Here is an 18568-nt window from a genome sequence, read left to right as displayed (position 1 = left end):
GCTTCAGCTTGCTTGAGGAATCCGATGATCTGCTCGTCGGTAAATCGTGTGGTCTTCATATCCGCCATTCTCCAAAATTAGCGAACTTAGTTCCATCGATTTGGTACGGCTCAGAGGGGGCAGGTCAAGGCCAGCGCAATGAAAAACCTTCTTTCTCTGATCGATAAAGCTAAGAAGGATTAGATTCCCATGGATCCAGAAGGATTCCCGACCGCACAAACGACAAAAAGCCCGACCTGTCCTAAGACAAGCCGGGCTTCTGTTTAAGGTTCAATTGCTGATTGTTTTTGGTACCACCGCTGTACCTCAAGCAGCATCAGGGTGGTTTGTGCAGCATCCTTGCTCAACTGCGCGCAACTCACCGCTCCCGCATCTCCAGCGGTAAGAGATAGAGCGTCGGCGGGGATGCTTGCAGCTCCTGCGGGAGCTTCGGAAACGGCGGACAAATCCCTGTCACCGGCTGTGGTGATGTTGCACACCCCGCCAACATGAGCATCAGGCTGGCGATCAGCCAGTAGCTTTGACCTTTTTGCGTATTCATTCGAGATTTCCTGCGTGATTTGAGATTGGGTCAACCGCACATCGGCGACGCGCTGCTCTTGCCTGGCCTGGGCCAGTGCGATCTTTTGCTTTTCGGCGTCCCAATCCTTCTGGACACGGGACTCGCCAACCTGCATCCCGCAAAGCAGCGCCATGGTCAAGAGAAGTGCGTCAAAGATGTGTGACCAGTTGGCCAGCAAGAATCGATTGAGCCAGTTCATGCCGCACCTCCGTCCAGAGACAGTAGGTTGTGCTGCTTGATCAAGCCAATGACCTTGTCCGCATAAGCCGGGTCGGTGGCATAGCCTGCCTGCGCCAGCGTCTTGGCAAACGCCTGGGCAGTGGTGCAAGCAAAGCAGGCCTTGTAGCGGGGGTTGCGCTTGAGGAACGTGGCGTGATCGTCGATGCTGGCCTGCCAACTCGGATACTTGCGCCAAAGGGCTGGCACCACCACCCACTGCCCCTTGATGAACTCCTTGGTGTTCAGGGTCAGGGTCTGACCGCGCCAGAGGCTATCAGCTTTGATGCCGAAGAGGTTGTTGCCGTTCCTCGCAAGGCCAGATTCTCCCCAGGCAGATTCAAGCGCGGCCTGCGCGATCGTGATGCTGGCAGGAACACCCGTGGCTTTGAATGACGCGACTGCGGCCGTGGTGAGCCGCATGATGAATTCACTGGGATTCACAGCATCCCCTTCACTTCCTTGGCCACCTCGTCGATCGAGTCATCCCGACGCTTGTCGATGAACGCAAAGGTCCAACGCACCATTGCCCACCCTGGCAGGCCAGGCACCAGCCCAGCCAGCTGAATGACCAGTGCGCTGAGCAGGTCTACCTGCTTCTCCAGGGAGGCCAGACTGTCAAGCGGGTTTATCTTGCGCAGGAGTTCGATCTTGGCCAGGTTGCGCGTCCCCAGCTTGTCGCTCCCCGGGAAGATGCCTGGCAGAACATCTCTTGGCTTGCCCGGTTGCACGACGTCAAATGGGCACTGGGCCATCAGGGCTTTTGTGATGCACAGGCAGGCCTCTTTGGCGCTGTCACCGAAATAGAACCAGCCCAGGCCATCTGTCAGGCCGTGCTGAGCCAGAATCGTGAGGCCATCGCGGCTGTCGACGTATTCACGCTGCGACACGATCCCGATGACCTCGTTTTCATACTGCTTCCCATACATCAGGAACTGCAGTTCGCCCTGCTTGAACAAGTGCTCCCCGATGTCGATGGATGCGGCAGCAAATGAAACGGTGTAGCCGTCTGCGGTCTTCTCGACCCGCACGGCTTTGCTTTCGTCAACGCTGGTGCCGAAGGTAATGAGCTTCATGCGGCCTCCGCGAGCATTTCAAAGTGAAGTTCCACACCTGGGCGCTCGCCGTTGTACGGGAAGACAAAATGCGGCATGTGCGATGGGAAAACAAACGCATCGCCAGGCGCAGGCATTTCCATGTGGTTGATGTTGCCAAACACGCCACTTGCACGGCCGCCAAACAGCAGGTGTGGGTTGTGCAGGCAGAACACCGCCCGAAAGAAACGCCACGTGAGCCCGCTAAACCGGTTTACGGCCCCTTCGCGGACGACTTCCGCACGGTGCTGCTGCCAGAGCACGGCCACATCAACCTCACCGAGGCACAGGCTTCGGTGTTCCAGTCGCTCTGGTCGTTCAAGGGTGAGCCCATGCGAGCCGAGCGAATCATGGAGCGTGCAGGCTTGGACAGCGACAAGCCCATTGATGTGTTCAAGGTGAAGTCCCGTGACAAAGGAAAACCGGGAGTTGACCGTCCACTGATCGCATATCGAAAGTTAGTGAATACGCAGAAGCGACAGGGGCTGTATGCGATGCCTTGTGCTTCTGGTCAGTGAAGCTGATGGTCCCGTTTATGAGTTGACTATTGAATCAAAACTCTGCGTGAAATCGAACAGCAAATACATCTACGGGTCCTCGACTAGCGTTGTACGCTGGGTTCTGAATCCGCTGATAGTCGCCAGTCAGCCAAACGCCCTTTGATATTCCCCAGCTATAAAAGCCCTCAAAGATCGTCTCTGGCTTGTACTGCAACTGTCCGTCGCCAATGAAGAAGGAAATACCACCAGCCTCTAGGAACTTACGCCGTTCAGGCGAAAGATAGTTCGTCATGAGCGACAAGCCAACAGTATCTTCTGCTCGCCCCCACTTGTTACCCTTGATCAGGAAACCTGCCGACAGTGAGCTGTCAACTTCGGTGAAGGCGTAGGTCTCAGACTTCCCATCGGACTTCATGCCTCGAAAGAAGAAGCCGACTTGGTCATTGATCGCTTGCTCAAGGTTCACACCCAACCCGTACTTGATCTTCTCGCCATTTCTGACATTAAAGATCGTCTGTTTGTCTGCAGGATTATTCGCCAGAAGGTATGCCGTTGCGTCATTGAAATCGGCCAGAACTGCGCGATTGCGGTAGAACAGTACGCGAACCTTACCGGGTTGATTGTTGAAGACATGAGCATGCTCAACCTCAAACTGATCACCATAGTGATTCAACAAATTGAAATCAACTGGTAAGCCGTTTGGCTCCTTAGGACCAGTCATGCGGCCAAGGCGATATACCCAATCCCCTTGATAAAACTCCAGCGCAAAGCCCCAGCCAAAACCACGTGCGTCGGCAGCATAGTCCCATGATGAATATGTCCAGTTCCCCCAGTTCATAAACTGTGTGCGTGGATCCTTCGCATATGCGTTGTCATCGAAGACATCCAGGGTTGAAAAATTCCCAACTGTTAGCACCGTGCGATTCTTGTCGACGGTTCCTGCCATTTGGTTGAAATCAGACTCAACCTTCTCGGAGCCACCTCCTCGATTCCAAGTTTGACGCAAAAAAAGACGCTGACGATATGCTTGTGGTGTTGTGCCCGCCGCGCGGGTGATTTCACCGTTGGTGAAACCACCTAAGCCAATCAAGTTTTCTGTGAAGGGAACACCAGAGGCAATTTCTGGATTGAAATACAACTCCCCGCCAGACCACAGGCGAGTGCCCCAGTGCGCCGTCAGAGAGAAGGTGTACATCTTGTCTGCGCTACTGGACATACTGTTCTGTCCAGAATAGTTGGAGCTGAAGCCAGGGTGCCTTTGCCAGTTGTATGTGGTTTGATACTTAGCCGTCGTTTCTTCGTAATCATCGTCAGCCCATGCGGTTGCCATAGGAACCATGAGCAAAGCAATCAGTCCAATTTTTTTCAATGTATTCATTTGAGGGGGTTTCTATTTCTTCCGACCATGGACTTACTCCGTGGTTGATGGACTCCAAAATGCCTGGGTGATGCATTCCGACTCAGAAAGACGTTTGATCACCGCGTCCAATTGATCACCATCGACAGAGTTCGTCGAAAGCACAGCCTCGATTTCGACGCTATCTTCCCCAAATGCATGTACCGTCAAATCGCGCATCGGGTACTCTGCCGTCTCAAGTTCCTCTTCCAGTTTTTCAAGCGCTTCACGCTGTTTGTTTTTCAGGGCAATCACAAAAACCGTGTACGTCGCTTCAACATTTTCTGTATCGAGAGGCTGCCTGTTGATTCGATTGACGACAGGGCGCAACAATGTGTTCGCTGCCAACACAAACAGAGCGGCCAAAATGGCTTCAACAATCAAGTCTGCGCCAGCACAGGCCCCAACTGCAGCGGAGCCCCAAAGGGTCGCAGCGGTATTGATGCCGCGCACATTCCCTTCTTCGCGCATGATCACGCCTGCTCCCAGAAAACCCACGCCAGAGACGACATAGGCAATCACATTCACGGCACCAGAATTTCCAGTCAGTCGATGTGCGATGTCAACGAAAACGGCTGCACCAACGGCCACAAGAACGTTGGTTCTAAGCCCTGCTGTGCGCTGACGGTATTGACGCTCAAGTCCAATCATTCCGCCAAGCAAAAACGCCGCAGTCAAACTGACTACGGTATCCAAAAATGATGCGAGATGAATGTTGTTTATGGCTTGCACGCTGGACCTCTACCCGTCTAATTTATTTCACTAATGTGACAAGGCAATGAATTAGGAAGTGGAAGAGTTCAAATGAATTTCGATGGTCGAATGAACCAACTCCTCGTGCTCGGCCAACATTTCACGGACCACATTGGGCGTCAAATGGGGATCAGTGGTGACTATGGTCATGGCGCATGAATAGACTTGCTTTCCTACTCGCCATACATGCAAATCAGTGATTCGCAAATCAGCATTGGCGTGGCTGCCTTCTACGGCCATGCGAATTTCCTCAACCACTGGGTGATCCATCTCACGATCTAGCAATACTTTGCCTGTATCTGCAATCAGGCCCCTGGCCCAAACCAGCACCAACGCCGCACCAACAATGCCCATTAGTGGATCTAGCCATGACAATCCGAACAACCAACCACCTACAAGGGCCACGATCGCCAGAACCGAAGTTGCAGCGTCTGCAATCACATGCACATAGGCCGACTTCAGATTTAGATCGTGGTGATGGTCGTGGCTTTGTTCGTGCTTATGTCCATGAGGGTGGTCGTGATGATGAGCTTTGCCCAAAATGAGAGCGCAAACGATGTTCACGAATAGACCCAACACAGTGACCACGATGGCTTCCTGATACCGAATGGGCTGCGGAGAGATGACTCTTTCAATTGATCCCCCCAACATCAGCACAGCAACACCTACCAAAAAGAGCGCGCTAGCAAAGCCTCCAAGAATCTCAATCTTCCAGGTTCCAAATGCAAATCTAGGATCTTTGGAATAGCGACGCGCAGTCCCGTATGCCAATGCAGAGAGCCCAATGGCAACAGCGTGCGAGCTCATGTGCCAGCCATCTGCAAGCAACGCCATGGAGTTAAACCACCAGCCAGCGACAACTTCGATCACCATGGTGATAGCTGTGACCCACATCACCAGGCGCGTACTGCGCTCAGCTGCGTCACTGCTAACGTGGAAGACGTGGTCATGCATCCATTCGGACAAGTCTTGGTTTTGCATTTGTTTGCTACCTGTTATTGACCGTTATTTGAGATACACACGAAGTACATCCATCAGTACATCCGCTCCATGGGATCGCTCTTTGGCATCAGTGATGTCAGGATCTGCGATGTGGGTGTAAACGTGATCCTCCAGAACCTCAGCCATGAGTCCATTAATGGCACCGCGCACGGCAGCGATCTGGTGCAATACCTCTGCACACCCCTTCTCTGCATCCAATGCACGCTCAAGTGCTTCAACTTGCCCTCGGATGCGTCGAACGCGTTTGAGTAGCTTTGATTTGTGTTCTATGGTGTGGCTCATGTCTAACCTCATATATAGGGTAGGGGGGTATAGTATATAAAGATTCAAATTCCACCGCCGACAGCTTGGTCATTTCCCGACGCAGGGTTGGCTAATGGACTACTTATTGGGATGCGTTCTCAAACCATCGTGTGCGACAACACACAAACCATATCGTTTGCCTCAGCAAGTCGATAGCAAAACCTTCGTATCCGACACACGTGTAAGTTGTTGCCGTGAAAGGCGTTCTGCGTGTGCCACAGCGTGAGGGTTTGCAGAAGTTTCGTGAGAAGAGAAGGCGGAATATGAGATTTGGGGGTCAATACCGCCCCAAGTACTGGAGGGGGTTGGCACACGTAGAATTGCGCCGCACCCCGCGTGCTCTGGGGATGCCCCAAATGAAAACGCCCAACTGAGATCAGTTGGGCGTCTTGGATTGGTGGTGGAGTATAGCATCCTGCATGACAGCCCTGCCGGAGTCTTGCGCCAATCGCAGGAAAACCTCCGGCTTAATGTCACATTTGAGGGGAAGGTCTGTCTTCGCTCATACCCCCGCCTGAATGTAAATCAGCAGACCTGCAACCGCAGATTCTTGCCACACGCTTGTACGTAGCGGCGCAGGGTGGCGACCGATGGTGAATGTTTCCCCGTTGCCAGAGATTTCTCCAGCCGCGCCACCGATGGCGCTTGCGTGCCCATCCGTGCAGCGAGCTCCGCCTGCGTCAAGCCGGCTTCCTGCCTGGCCTTGAGCAAGGCGTCGAGCAGCTCACCTTCTTCCCGTTCGATGCGTTCAACCTCGGCTTTCACGCCAGAGCGGCTCATCAGTGCCTTGACCACTTCGTCATGCGTTTTCATGCTTCACCTCTTTCAAGCGACTCATCGCCGTATCCAACTCGCGCGGGGGCGTGCGATTGGTCTTCTTCACGAAACTGTGCAACATCACGATCCGTCGGCCCACCTGCGTGCAGTAAAACACCCGAGCAATGCCTTCAGCACCTTTGAGCCGAAGTTCGAACAAGCCGCTCTTCATGGCCTTGGTGTGAGGCTCGCCCAGATTGGGTCCCAGCGCCACCATGCGCCGAGTCAACACCACATAGCGCGCAGCCAGCGTGTCAGGCAAGTCCAAGATCTCATCCTGTACGGCTTCGCTGTAGTAGCGGATCTCGTATTCCATCGCCCGCATAGTAACAAATATGTTAATTGCCGTCAAACCCGCCTGTGACCATCGCCTTGCTGCACAAAAGGGCTCCGCTGCGCATCACAGCCACAGCACTTTTCCGACATCGCCCTCGGACTTGGCTTTTCGCGAAAACTCAACCTGAATACAGGCTCCCGTCAACCACCAGGAGCACTGACATGCAGCAAATTGCCATCAATGAGAACGAACTTGCCACACGCTGGGGCGTCAGCCCCAAGACATTGCAGCGTTGGCGATCAGAAGGCCGAGGTCCGCGTTACCTCAAGCTTTCAAAGCGCGTGACGTACCCGCTGGACGAGATCTTCCTTTTTGAAGAACAGGCACTACATGAAGCAACGTGGGAGCGTGGCAGCGATGTCGCCGTCACGTCGAATGTGAGGCTTTACTCCGCCCGGGAGATGGCCGCCGCCACCAGTCTTCCTCTGTATTTGTTTACGCACCCGAATATGCGCAGGGCTTTGGAGATCCCTTGCATTCGCGTCGGCAAGCTCGTGCGCTTCAAACTCGACGAGGTCATGGCATGGGCCAAGCGCACCCACGCCGAAATGAGTGGGTTCGGTGTCCAGGACACCTCAGACCCGATCGAAAACAGAAAGACTCTGATGCATGCCATCGGCAACCTGATCGCATAGCTCTTGAACGACCAGGACGTGGGCGAGGTTAGGGGGCAAAAAACGAAAGCCGCCGACTCACCACCGCTCACCGGATCACACTGATGCCAGCAGCACCATCCTGCACGCCGTCAAGTCTGGCCAGTGGCCTTGAGATAGAAGTTGAGCAGTCTTGTCGGGGTCAGTCTCGACTCTTCCAGACCCTTGCAAATCCTTGCGAAAACGGCCCCATCCATCGGGGCCTGCGGGACAAGTTGACCGCTCTTCACCCCGCGTAGAACTTTGTCAGCTTCCTCGATGCGTGCCTTTTGATAGACGACATAACTGTCATGTTTCACAAAAGCATGATCGCCCGCGTACAAAATACAAGCGGGGTCATGGGGTACGCCTTGCCTGACAGTCGATAGCGATACCATCAATACACAAGCCTTGCCAGACTCGTCATCATGAGGATCATTCAGCAGGATAAAGAGATGCTTGCGATCTTTGTCGCTTTCCGGCCCTGACGGAATGAGCAGCGTCGCCCGCTTCAGCGGAAGAAACAAACTCATAGAGCCGCGAAGATTCGATCGATTTCCTGTTCAGCGTGAATTTGAGCAGCCAGCTCCTTCGCCGAATCATCGTCAAAGCCTACCGCACGTGCCATCGCGTCGTATTGAATTGGAATCGATGATCCCTTCGGGTCTTTCCACTCGGCGCAGTGCTCATGGGTCCAGTCGCGGATTTCCCACTTGCCCATGGCTCCAAACTTGCCCCAGACGATCTTGAGCACGTCGATCTCCGCCGGGGCCAACTCATCAAGGGCGGCCGCGTCCAAGGGCTGGCGCAGCGAAAGCTCGTGGTTTTCCTTGTCAGAAATCCACTCTTCCCAACCACCGGGCTGGGACTCGACGTCACCATCCATGAGGTTGAGCGTCTGCGACAAGACGGGTCCATGGGGCATTGAGACCAGTCGATCACCCGAAATCGGCCAACCAAAGACCCGCAAGGCCTCGCGATCCGAAAGGTACAGGAGCTTCATCAGCTTCAAATGCGACATTCTGCTCTCCGAGGTCTGCCCCAGAAAGAACGCTGCCATTTGCGCCGCTTTGCGCTCGTTGAACATTGAACAGGCTCCTGTACGCCAAACACCAAAACCCTCGTAGACATGCTCGAACAAAAAACGAGGCGTCTTGAGGGCAACTATCGCCCACGCTCAACGGGCGGGCTACGTCCGGATTCTACCCGTTGACCTTTCAGTTGACCATCCAGCGCTGTTGTCGGATCGCTACGGAGCAGTTTGACAGTTCCCATACGAATTTTCGTATGGAGAAATCTGATGCCCCCAATAGTCTGCGCCTGCTGCGGCCAATCCTTCCTGCCTGACCCACGGGTCAAAAACCAAACCTACTGCTCCACTCCAGCCTGCCAGGCAGAACGGCGCAAACGCTGGCGGCAAACCCGGCCACGCTCGGGTGAGGTGTACCTTGACAACAAAGCCCGCGCCCAAAGAGCTTGGTTGGATCGCAATCCGGATTACTGGCGCAACTACCGAGGCACCGGAAAAGTCACCAGAAAAAAGCAACTCACCGATTCCGAGACCATTTCGGCTCCGCTGTCCGGGCTGTACCGAATCGAGTTCATCCCCAACTTGGGCGCTGCTAAGAGCGACGAGTGGATTGCCAAAATTTCCCCCGTGTGCCCCCACTGTCCATGCAAAGAGAACGAGTGCAAAGATATAACTCGTTCGACGAATTGACCCACTGGCATTACCGTTGCGTCCAAAAATGCTCCCAAATTTCTGCATCGCAACATCTTCACCGGTACGTCAGCGCTGACAACCATCAGCACCCTGGCTCGCGGCGAAGTGAAATGCAGGCTCGAGAGCATCCCTTACAAACGTTGAACGATCGGGTGCTATGCAAAACAATGAGGTCACAGAAGAATTGACGGAACCGTCCAAACGCATTCGCGCCGCTGAATACGTGCGCATGTCAACGGAGCACCAGCAATACTCTACTGAAAACCAGGCTGACAGAATTCGTGAGTACGCCCGAGTTCAAGGCATTGAAATTGTTCGCACCTACGCCGATGATGGCAAAAGCGGTCTGAACATCGGCGGGCGCAAATCCCTGCAGCAGCTACTCCGGGACGTGGACGCCGGGGCCACCGACTTCAAATTGGTCTTGGTGTACGACGTCAGCCGATGGGGACGGTTTCAGGACCCTGACGAAGCCGCCTATTACGAACACCTCCTCAAGCGCAAAGGCGTTCACGTCCGGTACGTCGCGGAACAATTCGACAATGACGGATCCCCCGTCTCCACCATCGTCAAGGGCGTCAAGCGCGCCATGGCAGGCGAATACAGCCGCGAACTCTCGGTCAAGGTGTTCGCAGGTCAGTGCCGACTGATCGAACTGGGCTACCGCCAGGGCGGCCCTGCCGGCTATGGACTGCGTCGCGTGCTACTGGATCAGACGGGATCTGTGAAGGCGGAGCTGGCGCGCGGGGAACACAAAAGCCTGCAAACCGATCGTGTCATCTTGATGCCGGGACCAGACGTCGAGGTGCAAAACGTGCTCCAGATCTATCGCTGGTTCACAGAGGATGGTCTGTCTGAGTCTGAAATTGCGGCCCGTCTCAACGACCAAGGTGTGCGCACCGATCTGGGGCGCAACTGGACACGGGCCACGGTACACGAGGTGTTGACCAACGAAAAGTACATCGGCAACAACGTGTTCAACCGTATCTCGTTCAAGCTCAAGATGCTGCGCACCGTCAACGAGCCAGACAAGTGGGTCAGGAAAGAAGGCGCCTTCGAAGCCATCGTTCCGCCAGAAACGTTCTACATGGCACAAGGGATCATTCGCGGACGTACGCACCGTTACAGCATGGAAGATTTGATCGAAAAGCTGCGCAATCTCTACGAGCACCGGGGTTATCTGTCGGGACTGATCATTGACGAAACCGAGGGAATGCCATCCTCATCGGCCTATATCCACAAATTCGGAAGCCTGATTCGCGCCTACCAAACAGTGGGGTTCACCCCCGACCGGGATTACCGGTATCTGGAAGCCAACCAGTACTTGCGACGACTGCACCCGCAAATCGTCGCGCAGACAGAACAAGCCATCGGCGAGTTGGGTGGCACCATTGAAAGGGATCCCGCCACGGACCTGTTGGTGGTCAACAAGGAGTTCACGGTGTCTCTGGTGCTGGCGCGCTGCCAAACCCATGACAACGGGCGCAACCGCTGGAAGGTGCGTTTTGACACCAGCCTGGCGCCCGACATCACGGTGGCCGTGCGGCTGAACCATGCCAACGATGCGCCCATGGACTACTACCTTCTTCCACGGCTGGATTTCGGGCAGCCGCGCATTAGTCTGGCCGATCGCAATTCCATCGAAATTGAAAGCTTCCGCTTTGACACCCTGGAATATTTCTATGGCATGGCTCAGCGCACACGCCTGCGGAGGGCGGCATGACCAAAAAGCAGCCTGTGGGCGATCTGCGCATGATCCCTGTCGACCGGATCGAGGTACTCAATCCGCGTGAGCGCAACAAGCAGGTTTTTGAGGGCATCGTCGAGAACATCAAATCCGTCGGACTCAAAAAACCCATCACCGTGACCCCTCGCCCTGGGGACGATGGCGCTGAAAAATACTTACTCGTTTGTGGCGAAGGTAGGCTCAAAGCGTTCATGGCCCTGGGAGAGACCACCATTGCTGCAATGGTGGTGGATGTCAACGATGAAGACGCCTTCATCATGAGCATGGTGGAAAACATCGCCCGTCGCAAATCCAGCCCCCTCGAACTGCTCGCCGGCATCCAGCAACTGGTGGCCAAGGGTTATGACAAGAAAACCATCGCCAAGAAAACCGGCCTGAGCGTTGACTACGTGCAGGGGATCATGCTCCTCATTAAGAATGGAGAGGAGCGCCTGATGGTGGCGGTAGAAAGTGGCCGCATACCGCTGAATGCGGCATTGGAGATTGTGGGTGCCGGCAACAACAATGAGGCTGTACAGACCGCGCTGCAGGACGCCTACGAATCCGGATTGCTGCGCGGAAAGCAGCTGATCCAGGCCCGTCGGATCATCGAAAAGCGCCAGACCTTTGGGCGCGCATTGGGTCGGGGTACGCAACGTGTGGCGGTGGACATCACAGCATCAAGCCTGGTCAGGACATACCAAAAGGAAGTTGAACGCCAAAAGCTGATGGTCAAAAAGGCGGGGGCTGCCCAACAACGCCTCTTGTTCGTGATCGGCGCCTTGGGGCAACTCCTGGTCAATGAACACTTCACGACCCTGCTTCGGGCGGAGGGATTGGACACCTTGCCAACGTACCTGGCCGAACGTGTATGGCCGAAAGGAGCATGAAATGGCACAACTGTCACTCGCCTTCCTGTTGGAACCACTGTCCATTCCTCTGGATCTGATTTTGCCGTCACGCAAAGCGCTTTCCAGAATATTGACCACCCGGAAATTCATGCAAATCCAAGCCTCCATCAAGGCAGTCGGACTCATCGAGCCATTGACAGTCGGGCCTGCGGACAAGAAGACGGGGCACCGCATCCTGCTTGACGGTCATTTGCGATTGCTGGCGCTCCGGTCGCTGGAACACACCGAGGCGTTGTGTCTGGAGTCCACGGATGACGAGAGTTACACCTACAACACGCGAATCAATCGGCTTTCATCCGTTCAAGAACATGTGATGCTTCGCAGGGCAGTTGAAAAAGGCGTCACGGCGCAGCGTCTGGCCGATGCACTGGACCTGGATATCTCCACCATCACCCGTAAGCTCAATCTGCTCGACGGCATCTGCGCCGAGGCGGTGGCACTGCTGAAAGATCAGCAATTTGCGGCCGACCTTGGCACCATTTTGAAAAGAATGAAGCCGATGCGCCAAGTCGAGTGTGTTGAATTGATGGTGGACGCCAACTGTGTCACCCTGGCCTATGCCAATGCTCTGTATGCGGCGACACCTCCGAACCAGCTGGTGGATGCGGTCGTCACCAAAAAGGTCTCCGGAGTAAGTCCGACACAGATGGCCAACATGGAGCGCGAGATGGGAAGTCTGCAAGAGCAATACAAACTTGCGGAACAAACATTCAGTCAGGATGTTTTCAATTTACTGCTGGCCAGCAAGCTCCTGGCTAAATGGCTGGAAAACACCGAGATCGAACGGTACTTGCAACAGCACTACCCAGAGATACTGACGGAGTTCAAATTCATCGTGGAGTGCGAGTCACTCGACGCATAGATGAATGCACAGCAGCGATTTTTTACCCCTACCGACAGCGCAAGGTCTACTTGACGGGGCCAAAGTCAACTCATCTTCCGGTGATGAGCAGATGGATGACGACTCACCCCACACCCATCGCAATGCACCACAGCCCGATCCCATCTGCCTGTATGGCTTGATAGGTGACGTGGCCCGAGCGGGCAGTGAAGGGACGGAGACGAATGCCCATGCCATAGCGGCGAACTTCATGGCCTATCTGTCATGCGCCATCGGGCGTGGCGTGTACCTGCCCATTGGCAACACCCGGCACCACACGCGGTTGTTCTGCCTGCACATCGGGCGTTCTGGTCGTGGCCGCAAAGGCGACGCGGTGTCGCTGGTGCTGCGCATCGACGCGGCTTTGCGGGCAATCGATGATGCTTTCGCGCCTCAGATTCACAGAGGAGGATTGTCCACGCGCGAAGGTCTGGCAGCGCTTATCCACGACGGCTACCGGCAAGGTCGGCAGGACATCCCCGCCATCGAGGACAAGCGGCTGTGGGTGGTCGAATCCGAATTCGCCAACGTGCTGCATCAGGGACGGCGCGATGGCAACACACTTTCGGCGGCGCTGCGTGACTGCTGGGACGGTATTGACCTGAAACCTGCCACGAAATCTAATCGAGTCTATGCCAGCGATCCGCACGTTTGCCTAAGCGGCGCGATTTCGCCCAGCGAACTGACAGGGTTGATGAGCGCCCGTGAAATGAGCAACGGCTTTGCCAACCGATTTCTCATGATCTGGGCCGAGCGGTCGCGGATGTTGCCGTTTCCGAAAGAGACGCCACAGGCGGTAGTCGACCACCTGGCACGCAAGACGCTGGATGTGTTGACCTTCGTTCACGCTGACCGGCACGACGAGTGCGCACATCGGCCGATGGAACTGTCGCCCCAGGCGCAGTGGCGGTACGCCCAGCTCTACCGGGGTGAACTGCACGATGGCGTTGACGATGGTGCAATTGGCGCCTTGCTTGAGCGCAACGCGCCAATGCTGCTCCGCTTGGCAATGCTGATGGCCCTGACCGACCTTCAAACCCGGATCGAGGCACAGCACATCGACGCAGCGATGGCTTGGATTCGTCATGCCACGGCGTCCGTGCGCTTCGTGTTCGTCAGCGCTGCCGAGGATGCAAGGCTGTCGCAGGTAGTGGACCTTTCAAATCGCGTACTGTTCTTCCTGCTCGAACGCGGTCAGGCCACGCGCAGCCAGATCAGCTCCGAATGTTTCCGGGGCAAGATGCCAAAGGCGCGAATCGACGCCAGCCTGGAGCACCTGTTAGCCAGCACGCCGCCCAAGATCACGGTGCAATGGGGAGAACGCGCCGACGGTGCGCCGGGTGCGCCACTGCGGGTGTACCGGTTGGCCACGGAGTGATACGGGGGGATTTTTTCGCTAATTTCGCAGAGAAAAATCGGGCGCAAGTGCTTGTCAGAACACTAATTTCGCTGATTTCGCTGATTTCGCAGAGTCCTCATGTACCGATTCATGCACAACGAAAAGTTGGACGGATGGCTTTCGAATTAATGGACCCATAAGTGCTATCGAAAACGGGCACAGCAACCGACATGAACAGTTTCTATCCAAAAGATCAATATGCGGTTTGCTTGTAGACTGTTTGACGTTGAGTACATCAGAACGCTGAACGTAATGATGAATGCGGCCCGCGATCCGTTGCGAGGACCGGCGACGACTCAAAGATCAGCCAACCCCTCTACTACACGCTAGACATCGTCCGCAATGAACATATTTAACACGCAAGTTTTCACTTGGATTCTGAACAGCGTATTCTTCATCGCGATTCTTTACGCCTTTTTAAAAGCTAAAGCTGGCCTCACATCTGATAGAAACAATTATGTTGAGTACGCGCCGTCATTGATGACTTCAATGGGGTTATTTGGTACTTTCTTGGGTATTTTTATTGGCCTACTTCAATTCGATACAAAACAAATCGATGGCAGCATTGAACAACTACTTGGGGGTCTGCAAACAGCGTTTGTCACTAGCCTTATCGGCATGGGATTTGCTATTGCTTTCAAGATAATTCAAACCAGTCACCTTGACAAGAACAAGCCAAATGATGAGGGGACGTCGCCAGATGGTATCGAGCCTAAGGACATTCACGCCATTCTCACCAAACAACACGTCGAACTGACCACTATCTCTAAAGGAATCGGCGGTAACGATGAACGCTCTATGGTCGGGCAAATTCAACTGCTCCGAACTGATCTAAACGACTTTAGATCTATGTTAAACAGACGACAGGAATATTTTGAAGAAAAACTCTGGGCTCAGATGAAAGACTTTGCAGAAATGCTTTCAAAATCTGCTACCCAGCAAGTTATTGAAGCCCTCAAAGATGTCATCATCGACTTCAACAATAACTTGACAGAACAGTTCGGCGATAACTTCAAGCGTCTTGATGAATCGGTCAAAAAGTTAGTAGAGTGGCAAGCTAACTACATGATTCAACTTTCAGAGATGACGCGTTTGTATGAGCAAGGCGTGGAGTCTATCAATTCGACCAAGATTGCAGTTCAGTCAATCAAGGAAGAGACTGGGCGTATTCCGGCAGATATGAAAAATCTTGGAGAGGTGCTGACAGTTAATCAACATCAGATCGCTGAGCTTGACCGACATCTTGATGCATTTGTGAAAATGCGCGATCAAGCTGTCATAGCAGTGCCACAAATTCAGTCTCAGCTCGCAGAAGTTGGGCAACAACTCTTGAACGGGGCAGAACAGGTCAATGTGACGCTCATCAGAGGATCACAAGACTTTGAAAGTTCTGTCAAACAGACTAACCAAGCTATGGTTGAGAACGCAAAGGTGATTGCCACTGAATCTGAAAACATATCTGAAGAGCTCAAAAGCGCTATGGAGCTTCTTGGTCTGAATACTGAGCGTATTCGTACAGGCATCACCTCAGCGATTTCTTCAGCCATGGAAACAGTCGAAGAAAACTCACGGAATATGCTGTCAACAGCGCAACAATCCGTACAAACTGCTATCGATCAAACCAATCAAGCACGAGCTGAATCCTTGCGGTCTGCGGAAGAAGCGAATCGATCAGTTGTACAAAACGCTGATCGCACATTACAAGCGGTAGACCGCCAAATTCAAGATGCTGTTAACCGTACAAATGACGCCGTCAACGCACAGCTTCGCCAGTTAGATGAGGCTTTGAGTCGCCAACTGAATGCTGCACTTCAAGAGCTGGGTTCGGCGCTTGCAACTATCGCGCGTCACCTAACAGACGCCTACAACAGCAATAACCAGCGTAGTTAAGCCTGAGGCCAACCGTCATGGAAAAAATTCTCGGGTCACGAAAAAACAAAATTGATCATGAGACGTCTGAACACTGGGTAAGCGTGTCTGACCTGATGTCCGGGCTGATGATGGTCTTCTTGTTCATTAGCATTGCATTAATGCGCCACGCCTTGATCGAAAGGGACAAGATCAAAGAAGTTGCTGTAGCTTATCAAAACAACCAAGTGGCACTATACGAGGCTCTCAAAACCGAGTTTCAGCCTGACCTAAAACGATGGAACGCGGAGATTGACAAGGAGACATTGTCTTTTGAATTTAAATCACCTGATATTCTTTTCGGACTCGGTTCGTCTGTAATGCGTCCTCAGTTCAAGGATGTTCTCAGTGACTTTTTCCCCAGGTACATGGAGGTTCTGAATCAATTCAGAGACTCAATAAGTGAAGTACGAATTGAGGGGCACACCAGTTCACAATGGAATACAGGTGTTAACCCAGAAGAAGCATACTTTCGGAACATGGAGTTATCACAAGCACGGACTCGATCGGTCTTGTTGTTCGTACAAGGACTAAAAGCAACCGCCGAAGACCAAGCCTGGACCCGCAGAAACGTAGCTGCTGTGGGGCTTTCATCCAGCAGACTTGTAATTGACGCCAAAGGAAAAGAGGATTCAGAACGCTCTCGTCGCGTTACGTTCCGTGTCATCTCTAACGCTGAAACACAAATCAGACGACTGATTCAGGACTAATCATGCAAATCACACATGATTTTTCCGAGCTCTGGAAGGTCGCAGCCAGCTTAGGTGCTGAGCGTCAAACTTTCGCACTCAGTAGAACTAGTTCAATCTCAGCCATTGAAGCCGAACTGATTCGTGGACGCGAGGTGCAACTCGATGAACTAGAAATAGTCTCTGGATTGTTGGCTTTTGAAGGACGGCAAATCCTTTTGTACATTCCTGATCAAGGTAACAGAATCGAAGAAGTCCTGAGCGGAAACCGTGAAGGAGGTAAAAAATTTCACGTTGCCCATTGCACTACTTTGGAGTCAATGAAAAACTCCGGGCGGTTTGAACGCTACATCGCAACAACTGACATTAGTGGAACGTTTGCACTCAGCGGTTTCGACATGTCCATGAGAGAAATAACAGGTCAAGGCAAACTATATGTTTGCCAAAACTGCCTGAACATGTTGAACTATAAGCAGGCTAAAGTTAAACGTTGTGCCAGGATCATCCGCGAACATTTCGATCTCAACGATTTCTTTGAAGCGTTTTCTTCGTGTTTCCGGTTCTTGCCGGTACGAACTAAGGTAGAGCCTGGTGCAGCAATCTATGCTCCGAATTGGCGTGAGATTTCCGACAGCCTTAGAGAATCTGTCAAATGGAATTGTGAAGGCTGCAACATCAATCTTGCAAGCACCCGACATTTGCTTCACGTACATCACATTGATGGAGTTAAAAGCAACAACTCCAGAAGCAACCTAAAAGTTTTGTGCAAAGCTTGTCACAGAATGGCGCCGCTTCATGATCACATTTACGTGTCGAGAAATGAGATGAAGGCCATCAACCTTTTGCGACGTGGTTCCGGGGTGTTCGATGGCACCTGGGATTCGGTTTTCAAGTTTTCTGATCCCGCGTTACATGGAGCTTTAGGGTTGGCGAAAAGCCAAGGATGGGAACCGCCAGAGATTGAATTTGCTGCACCTGGTTTAACAGAACACCTGGAAGCAGCCTGGCCGAGAAGAAATATTGCAATCACACTAGAGCAGCCGGCTCCCACACTGCGAGGTTGGAAGCTCTTCGATATCTCAAAATTTGTTGAAATTCATCTTTGACAAAGCATAAAAGTGCCTGTATCACGTCTGCCGGAATGGTAATGGCGCAGGTCACATAGCAATGGTTATAAAGGTAGCACCAGACTATCAGCCATCCCGTGGTACCAATTCAGATTATGTTCTTCAGCGAAGGCCACAGCGTTCACAAACAATCCAAGTGGGTCGGAGTGCTGGTTCATGCAGGTCGCCTTCTCCGGTCTATTGTGTCCTGACGAATGATTGTCATTATCATTTTGCGACGCACCACCATTCGATAATAGTTTATTAGACTCACTCTAGAGCACAGGATATACTTTCCGCAACAGTCCTTATCAGCCATCGCTAACCCGAATGAGCACCCACAGGATGTCCAACGAACAGCTTGCAGATCTAACACGACCACAACGCGACCGCCTCGCATTCGTGGAGTTGCGCGTGCGCTTTATCGGGGAAATCCGACGCCAAGACCTAGTTTCTCGGTTCGGAATCCAGTCAGCGGCGGCCAGTCGGTGTTGATTAGCCAGTCAAACTGAGCCAGTGTTTGCATCGAATATTGAGCCACTGGTTTTTAAAGAATTGGCTTATTCGGTTGTGGATAAGTTTAGCTGCTCGGTGCTTTTGCCCCCTTTCGTTTTG

20 protein-coding genes and 1 pseudogene are annotated in these 18568 nt (G+C 53.2%); 10 read left to right on the top strand and 11 right to left on the bottom strand.

What is annotated here, in order from left to right; genetic code table 11:
- Positions 1–263 precede the first annotated feature (263 nt).
- From B9Z43_RS16785 to B9Z43_RS16775, 3 genes are read right to left on the bottom strand one after another with little or no spacing between them, the layout of a single operon-like run.
- Positions 264–761 carry a hypothetical protein gene (locus tag B9Z43_RS16785; RefSeq protein ID WP_104801478.1) on the bottom strand — a complete coding sequence of 166 codons (498 nt, stop codon included), beginning with the start codon at positions 759–761 and terminating at the stop codon, positions 264–266.
- Positions 758–1201, bottom strand: coding sequence for a glycoside hydrolase family 73 protein (locus B9Z43_RS16780; RefSeq protein WP_233250166.1), 444 nt, complete (start codon positions 1199–1201; stop codon positions 758–760). The genes B9Z43_RS16785 and B9Z43_RS16780 overlap by 4 nt, the downstream gene beginning before the upstream one ends.
- Positions 1202–1218: 17 nt before the next feature.
- Positions 1219–1854, bottom strand: a complete 636-nt coding sequence (locus B9Z43_RS16775) for a hypothetical protein (RefSeq protein WP_108327058.1) — start codon at positions 1852–1854, stop codon at positions 1219–1221.
- A gap of 23 nt (positions 1855–1877) precedes the next feature.
- Between B9Z43_RS16775 and B9Z43_RS16770 the strand changes: the two genes are divergently transcribed.
- A complete protein-coding gene (locus tag B9Z43_RS16770) occupies positions 1878–2390 on the top strand; it encodes a hypothetical protein (RefSeq protein ID WP_146186082.1) in 513 nt (170 codons plus the stop codon).
- A gap of 34 nt (positions 2391–2424) precedes the next feature.
- Here the strand turns inward: B9Z43_RS16770 and B9Z43_RS16765 are convergent, their stop codons facing one another.
- The 6 genes from B9Z43_RS16765 to B9Z43_RS16740 form a co-directional block, all read right to left on the bottom strand.
- The gene (locus tag B9Z43_RS16765; RefSeq protein ID WP_108327056.1) at positions 2425–3750 is read right to left on the bottom strand and encodes a carbohydrate porin; all 1326 of its coding nucleotides are present in this window, start codon (positions 3748–3750) and stop codon (positions 2425–2427) included.
- 33 nt (positions 3751–3783) lie between these two features.
- Positions 3784–4500, bottom strand: a complete 717-nt coding sequence (locus B9Z43_RS16760) for an MgtC/SapB family protein (protein ID WP_108327055.1) — start codon at positions 4498–4500, stop codon at positions 3784–3786.
- A gap of 51 nt (positions 4501–4551) precedes the next feature.
- Positions 4552–5502 (bottom strand): CDF family Co(II)/Ni(II) efflux transporter DmeF, encoded by a 951-nt coding sequence (gene dmeF / locus B9Z43_RS16755; protein WP_108327054.1) that lies wholly within the window; start codon positions 5500–5502, stop codon positions 4552–4554.
- 24 nt (positions 5503–5526) lie between these two features.
- Positions 5527–5805: a metal/formaldehyde-sensitive transcriptional repressor gene (locus B9Z43_RS16750; RefSeq protein ID WP_108327061.1), complete on the bottom strand. Its 279-nt coding sequence runs from the start codon at positions 5803–5805 to the stop codon at positions 5527–5529.
- A 546-nt stretch (positions 5806–6351) separates the two neighbouring features.
- Positions 6352–6639 carry a helix-turn-helix domain-containing protein gene (locus B9Z43_RS16745; RefSeq protein ID WP_019430962.1) on the bottom strand — a complete coding sequence of 96 codons (288 nt, stop codon included), beginning with the start codon at positions 6637–6639 and terminating at the stop codon, positions 6352–6354.
- Positions 6626–6958, bottom strand: a complete 333-nt coding sequence (locus B9Z43_RS16740; protein ID WP_108327053.1) for a type II toxin-antitoxin system RelE/ParE family toxin — start codon at positions 6956–6958, stop codon at positions 6626–6628. Before B9Z43_RS16740 ends, B9Z43_RS16745 begins: the two co-directional genes overlap by 14 nt.
- 182 nt (positions 6959–7140) lie before the next feature.
- Here B9Z43_RS16740 and B9Z43_RS17590 point away from each other — a divergent pair, with 182 nt between their 5' ends.
- Positions 7141–7614 carry a helix-turn-helix transcriptional regulator gene (locus tag B9Z43_RS17590; protein ID WP_369910457.1) on the top strand — a complete coding sequence of 158 codons (474 nt, stop codon included), beginning with the start codon at positions 7141–7143 and terminating at the stop codon, positions 7612–7614.
- Positions 7615–7724: 110 nt separating this feature from the next.
- Here B9Z43_RS17590 and B9Z43_RS16730 read toward each other — a convergent pair whose 3' ends face one another.
- Together B9Z43_RS16730 and B9Z43_RS16725 are read right to left on the bottom strand one after the other, a co-directional pair.
- The gene (locus B9Z43_RS16730) at positions 7725–8144 is read right to left on the bottom strand and encodes a hypothetical protein (RefSeq protein ID WP_108327052.1); all 420 of its coding nucleotides are present in this window, start codon (positions 8142–8144) and stop codon (positions 7725–7727) included.
- Positions 8141–8698: a Panacea domain-containing protein gene (locus B9Z43_RS16725; protein WP_108327051.1), complete on the bottom strand. Its 558-nt coding sequence runs from the start codon at positions 8696–8698 to the stop codon at positions 8141–8143. The genes B9Z43_RS16730 and B9Z43_RS16725 overlap by 4 nt, the downstream gene beginning before the upstream one ends.
- Positions 8699–9491: 793 nt before the next feature.
- Between B9Z43_RS16725 and B9Z43_RS16715 the strand changes: the two genes are divergently transcribed.
- From B9Z43_RS16715 to B9Z43_RS17465, 8 genes and pseudogenes are all read left to right on the top strand, one after another.
- Positions 9492–11057: a recombinase family protein gene (locus B9Z43_RS16715; RefSeq protein ID WP_233250177.1), complete on the top strand. Its 1566-nt coding sequence runs from the start codon at positions 9492–9494 to the stop codon at positions 11055–11057.
- Positions 11054–11950, top strand: coding sequence for a ParB/RepB/Spo0J family partition protein (locus tag B9Z43_RS16710; protein ID WP_108327049.1), 897 nt, complete (start codon positions 11054–11056; stop codon positions 11948–11950). The genes B9Z43_RS16715 and B9Z43_RS16710 overlap by 4 nt, the downstream gene beginning before the upstream one ends.
- 1 nt (position 11951) lies before the next feature.
- Positions 11952–12833, top strand: a complete 882-nt coding sequence (locus B9Z43_RS16705) for a plasmid partitioning protein RepB C-terminal domain-containing protein (protein ID WP_108327048.1) — start codon at positions 11952–11954, stop codon at positions 12831–12833.
- 4 nt (positions 12834–12837) lie between these two features.
- Entirely contained in the window at positions 12838–14229 is a 1392-nt protein-coding gene (locus B9Z43_RS16700; RefSeq protein ID WP_233250176.1) for a DUF3987 domain-containing protein, read from the top strand.
- A 363-nt stretch (positions 14230–14592) separates the two neighbouring features.
- A complete protein-coding gene (locus B9Z43_RS16695) occupies positions 14593–16140 on the top strand; it encodes a MotA/TolQ/ExbB proton channel family protein (RefSeq protein ID WP_108327047.1) in 1548 nt (515 codons plus the stop codon).
- A 17-nt stretch (positions 16141–16157) separates the two neighbouring features.
- Positions 16158–16868: an OmpA family protein gene (locus tag B9Z43_RS16690; protein ID WP_108327046.1), complete on the top strand. Its 711-nt coding sequence runs from the start codon at positions 16158–16160 to the stop codon at positions 16866–16868.
- Between the two features lie 2 nt (positions 16869–16870).
- The gene (locus tag B9Z43_RS17105) at positions 16871–17953 is read left to right on the top strand and encodes an HNH endonuclease signature motif containing protein (protein WP_146183963.1); all 1083 of its coding nucleotides are present in this window, start codon (positions 16871–16873) and stop codon (positions 17951–17953) included.
- A gap of 345 nt (positions 17954–18298) precedes the next feature.
- Positions 18299–18442, top strand: a pseudogene (locus tag B9Z43_RS17465) (WYL domain-containing protein); the annotation flags it as partial.
- Positions 18443–18568: the final 126 nt, after the last annotated feature.

It is taken from the genome of Limnohabitans sp. MMS-10A-192, assembly GCF_003063335.1.
Lineage (GTDB): Bacteria > Pseudomonadota > Gammaproteobacteria > Burkholderiales > Burkholderiaceae_C > Limnohabitans_A.
Note: the sequence above shows the minus strand (reverse complement) of the source record. Positions and strands in the feature narration are given on the sequence as shown.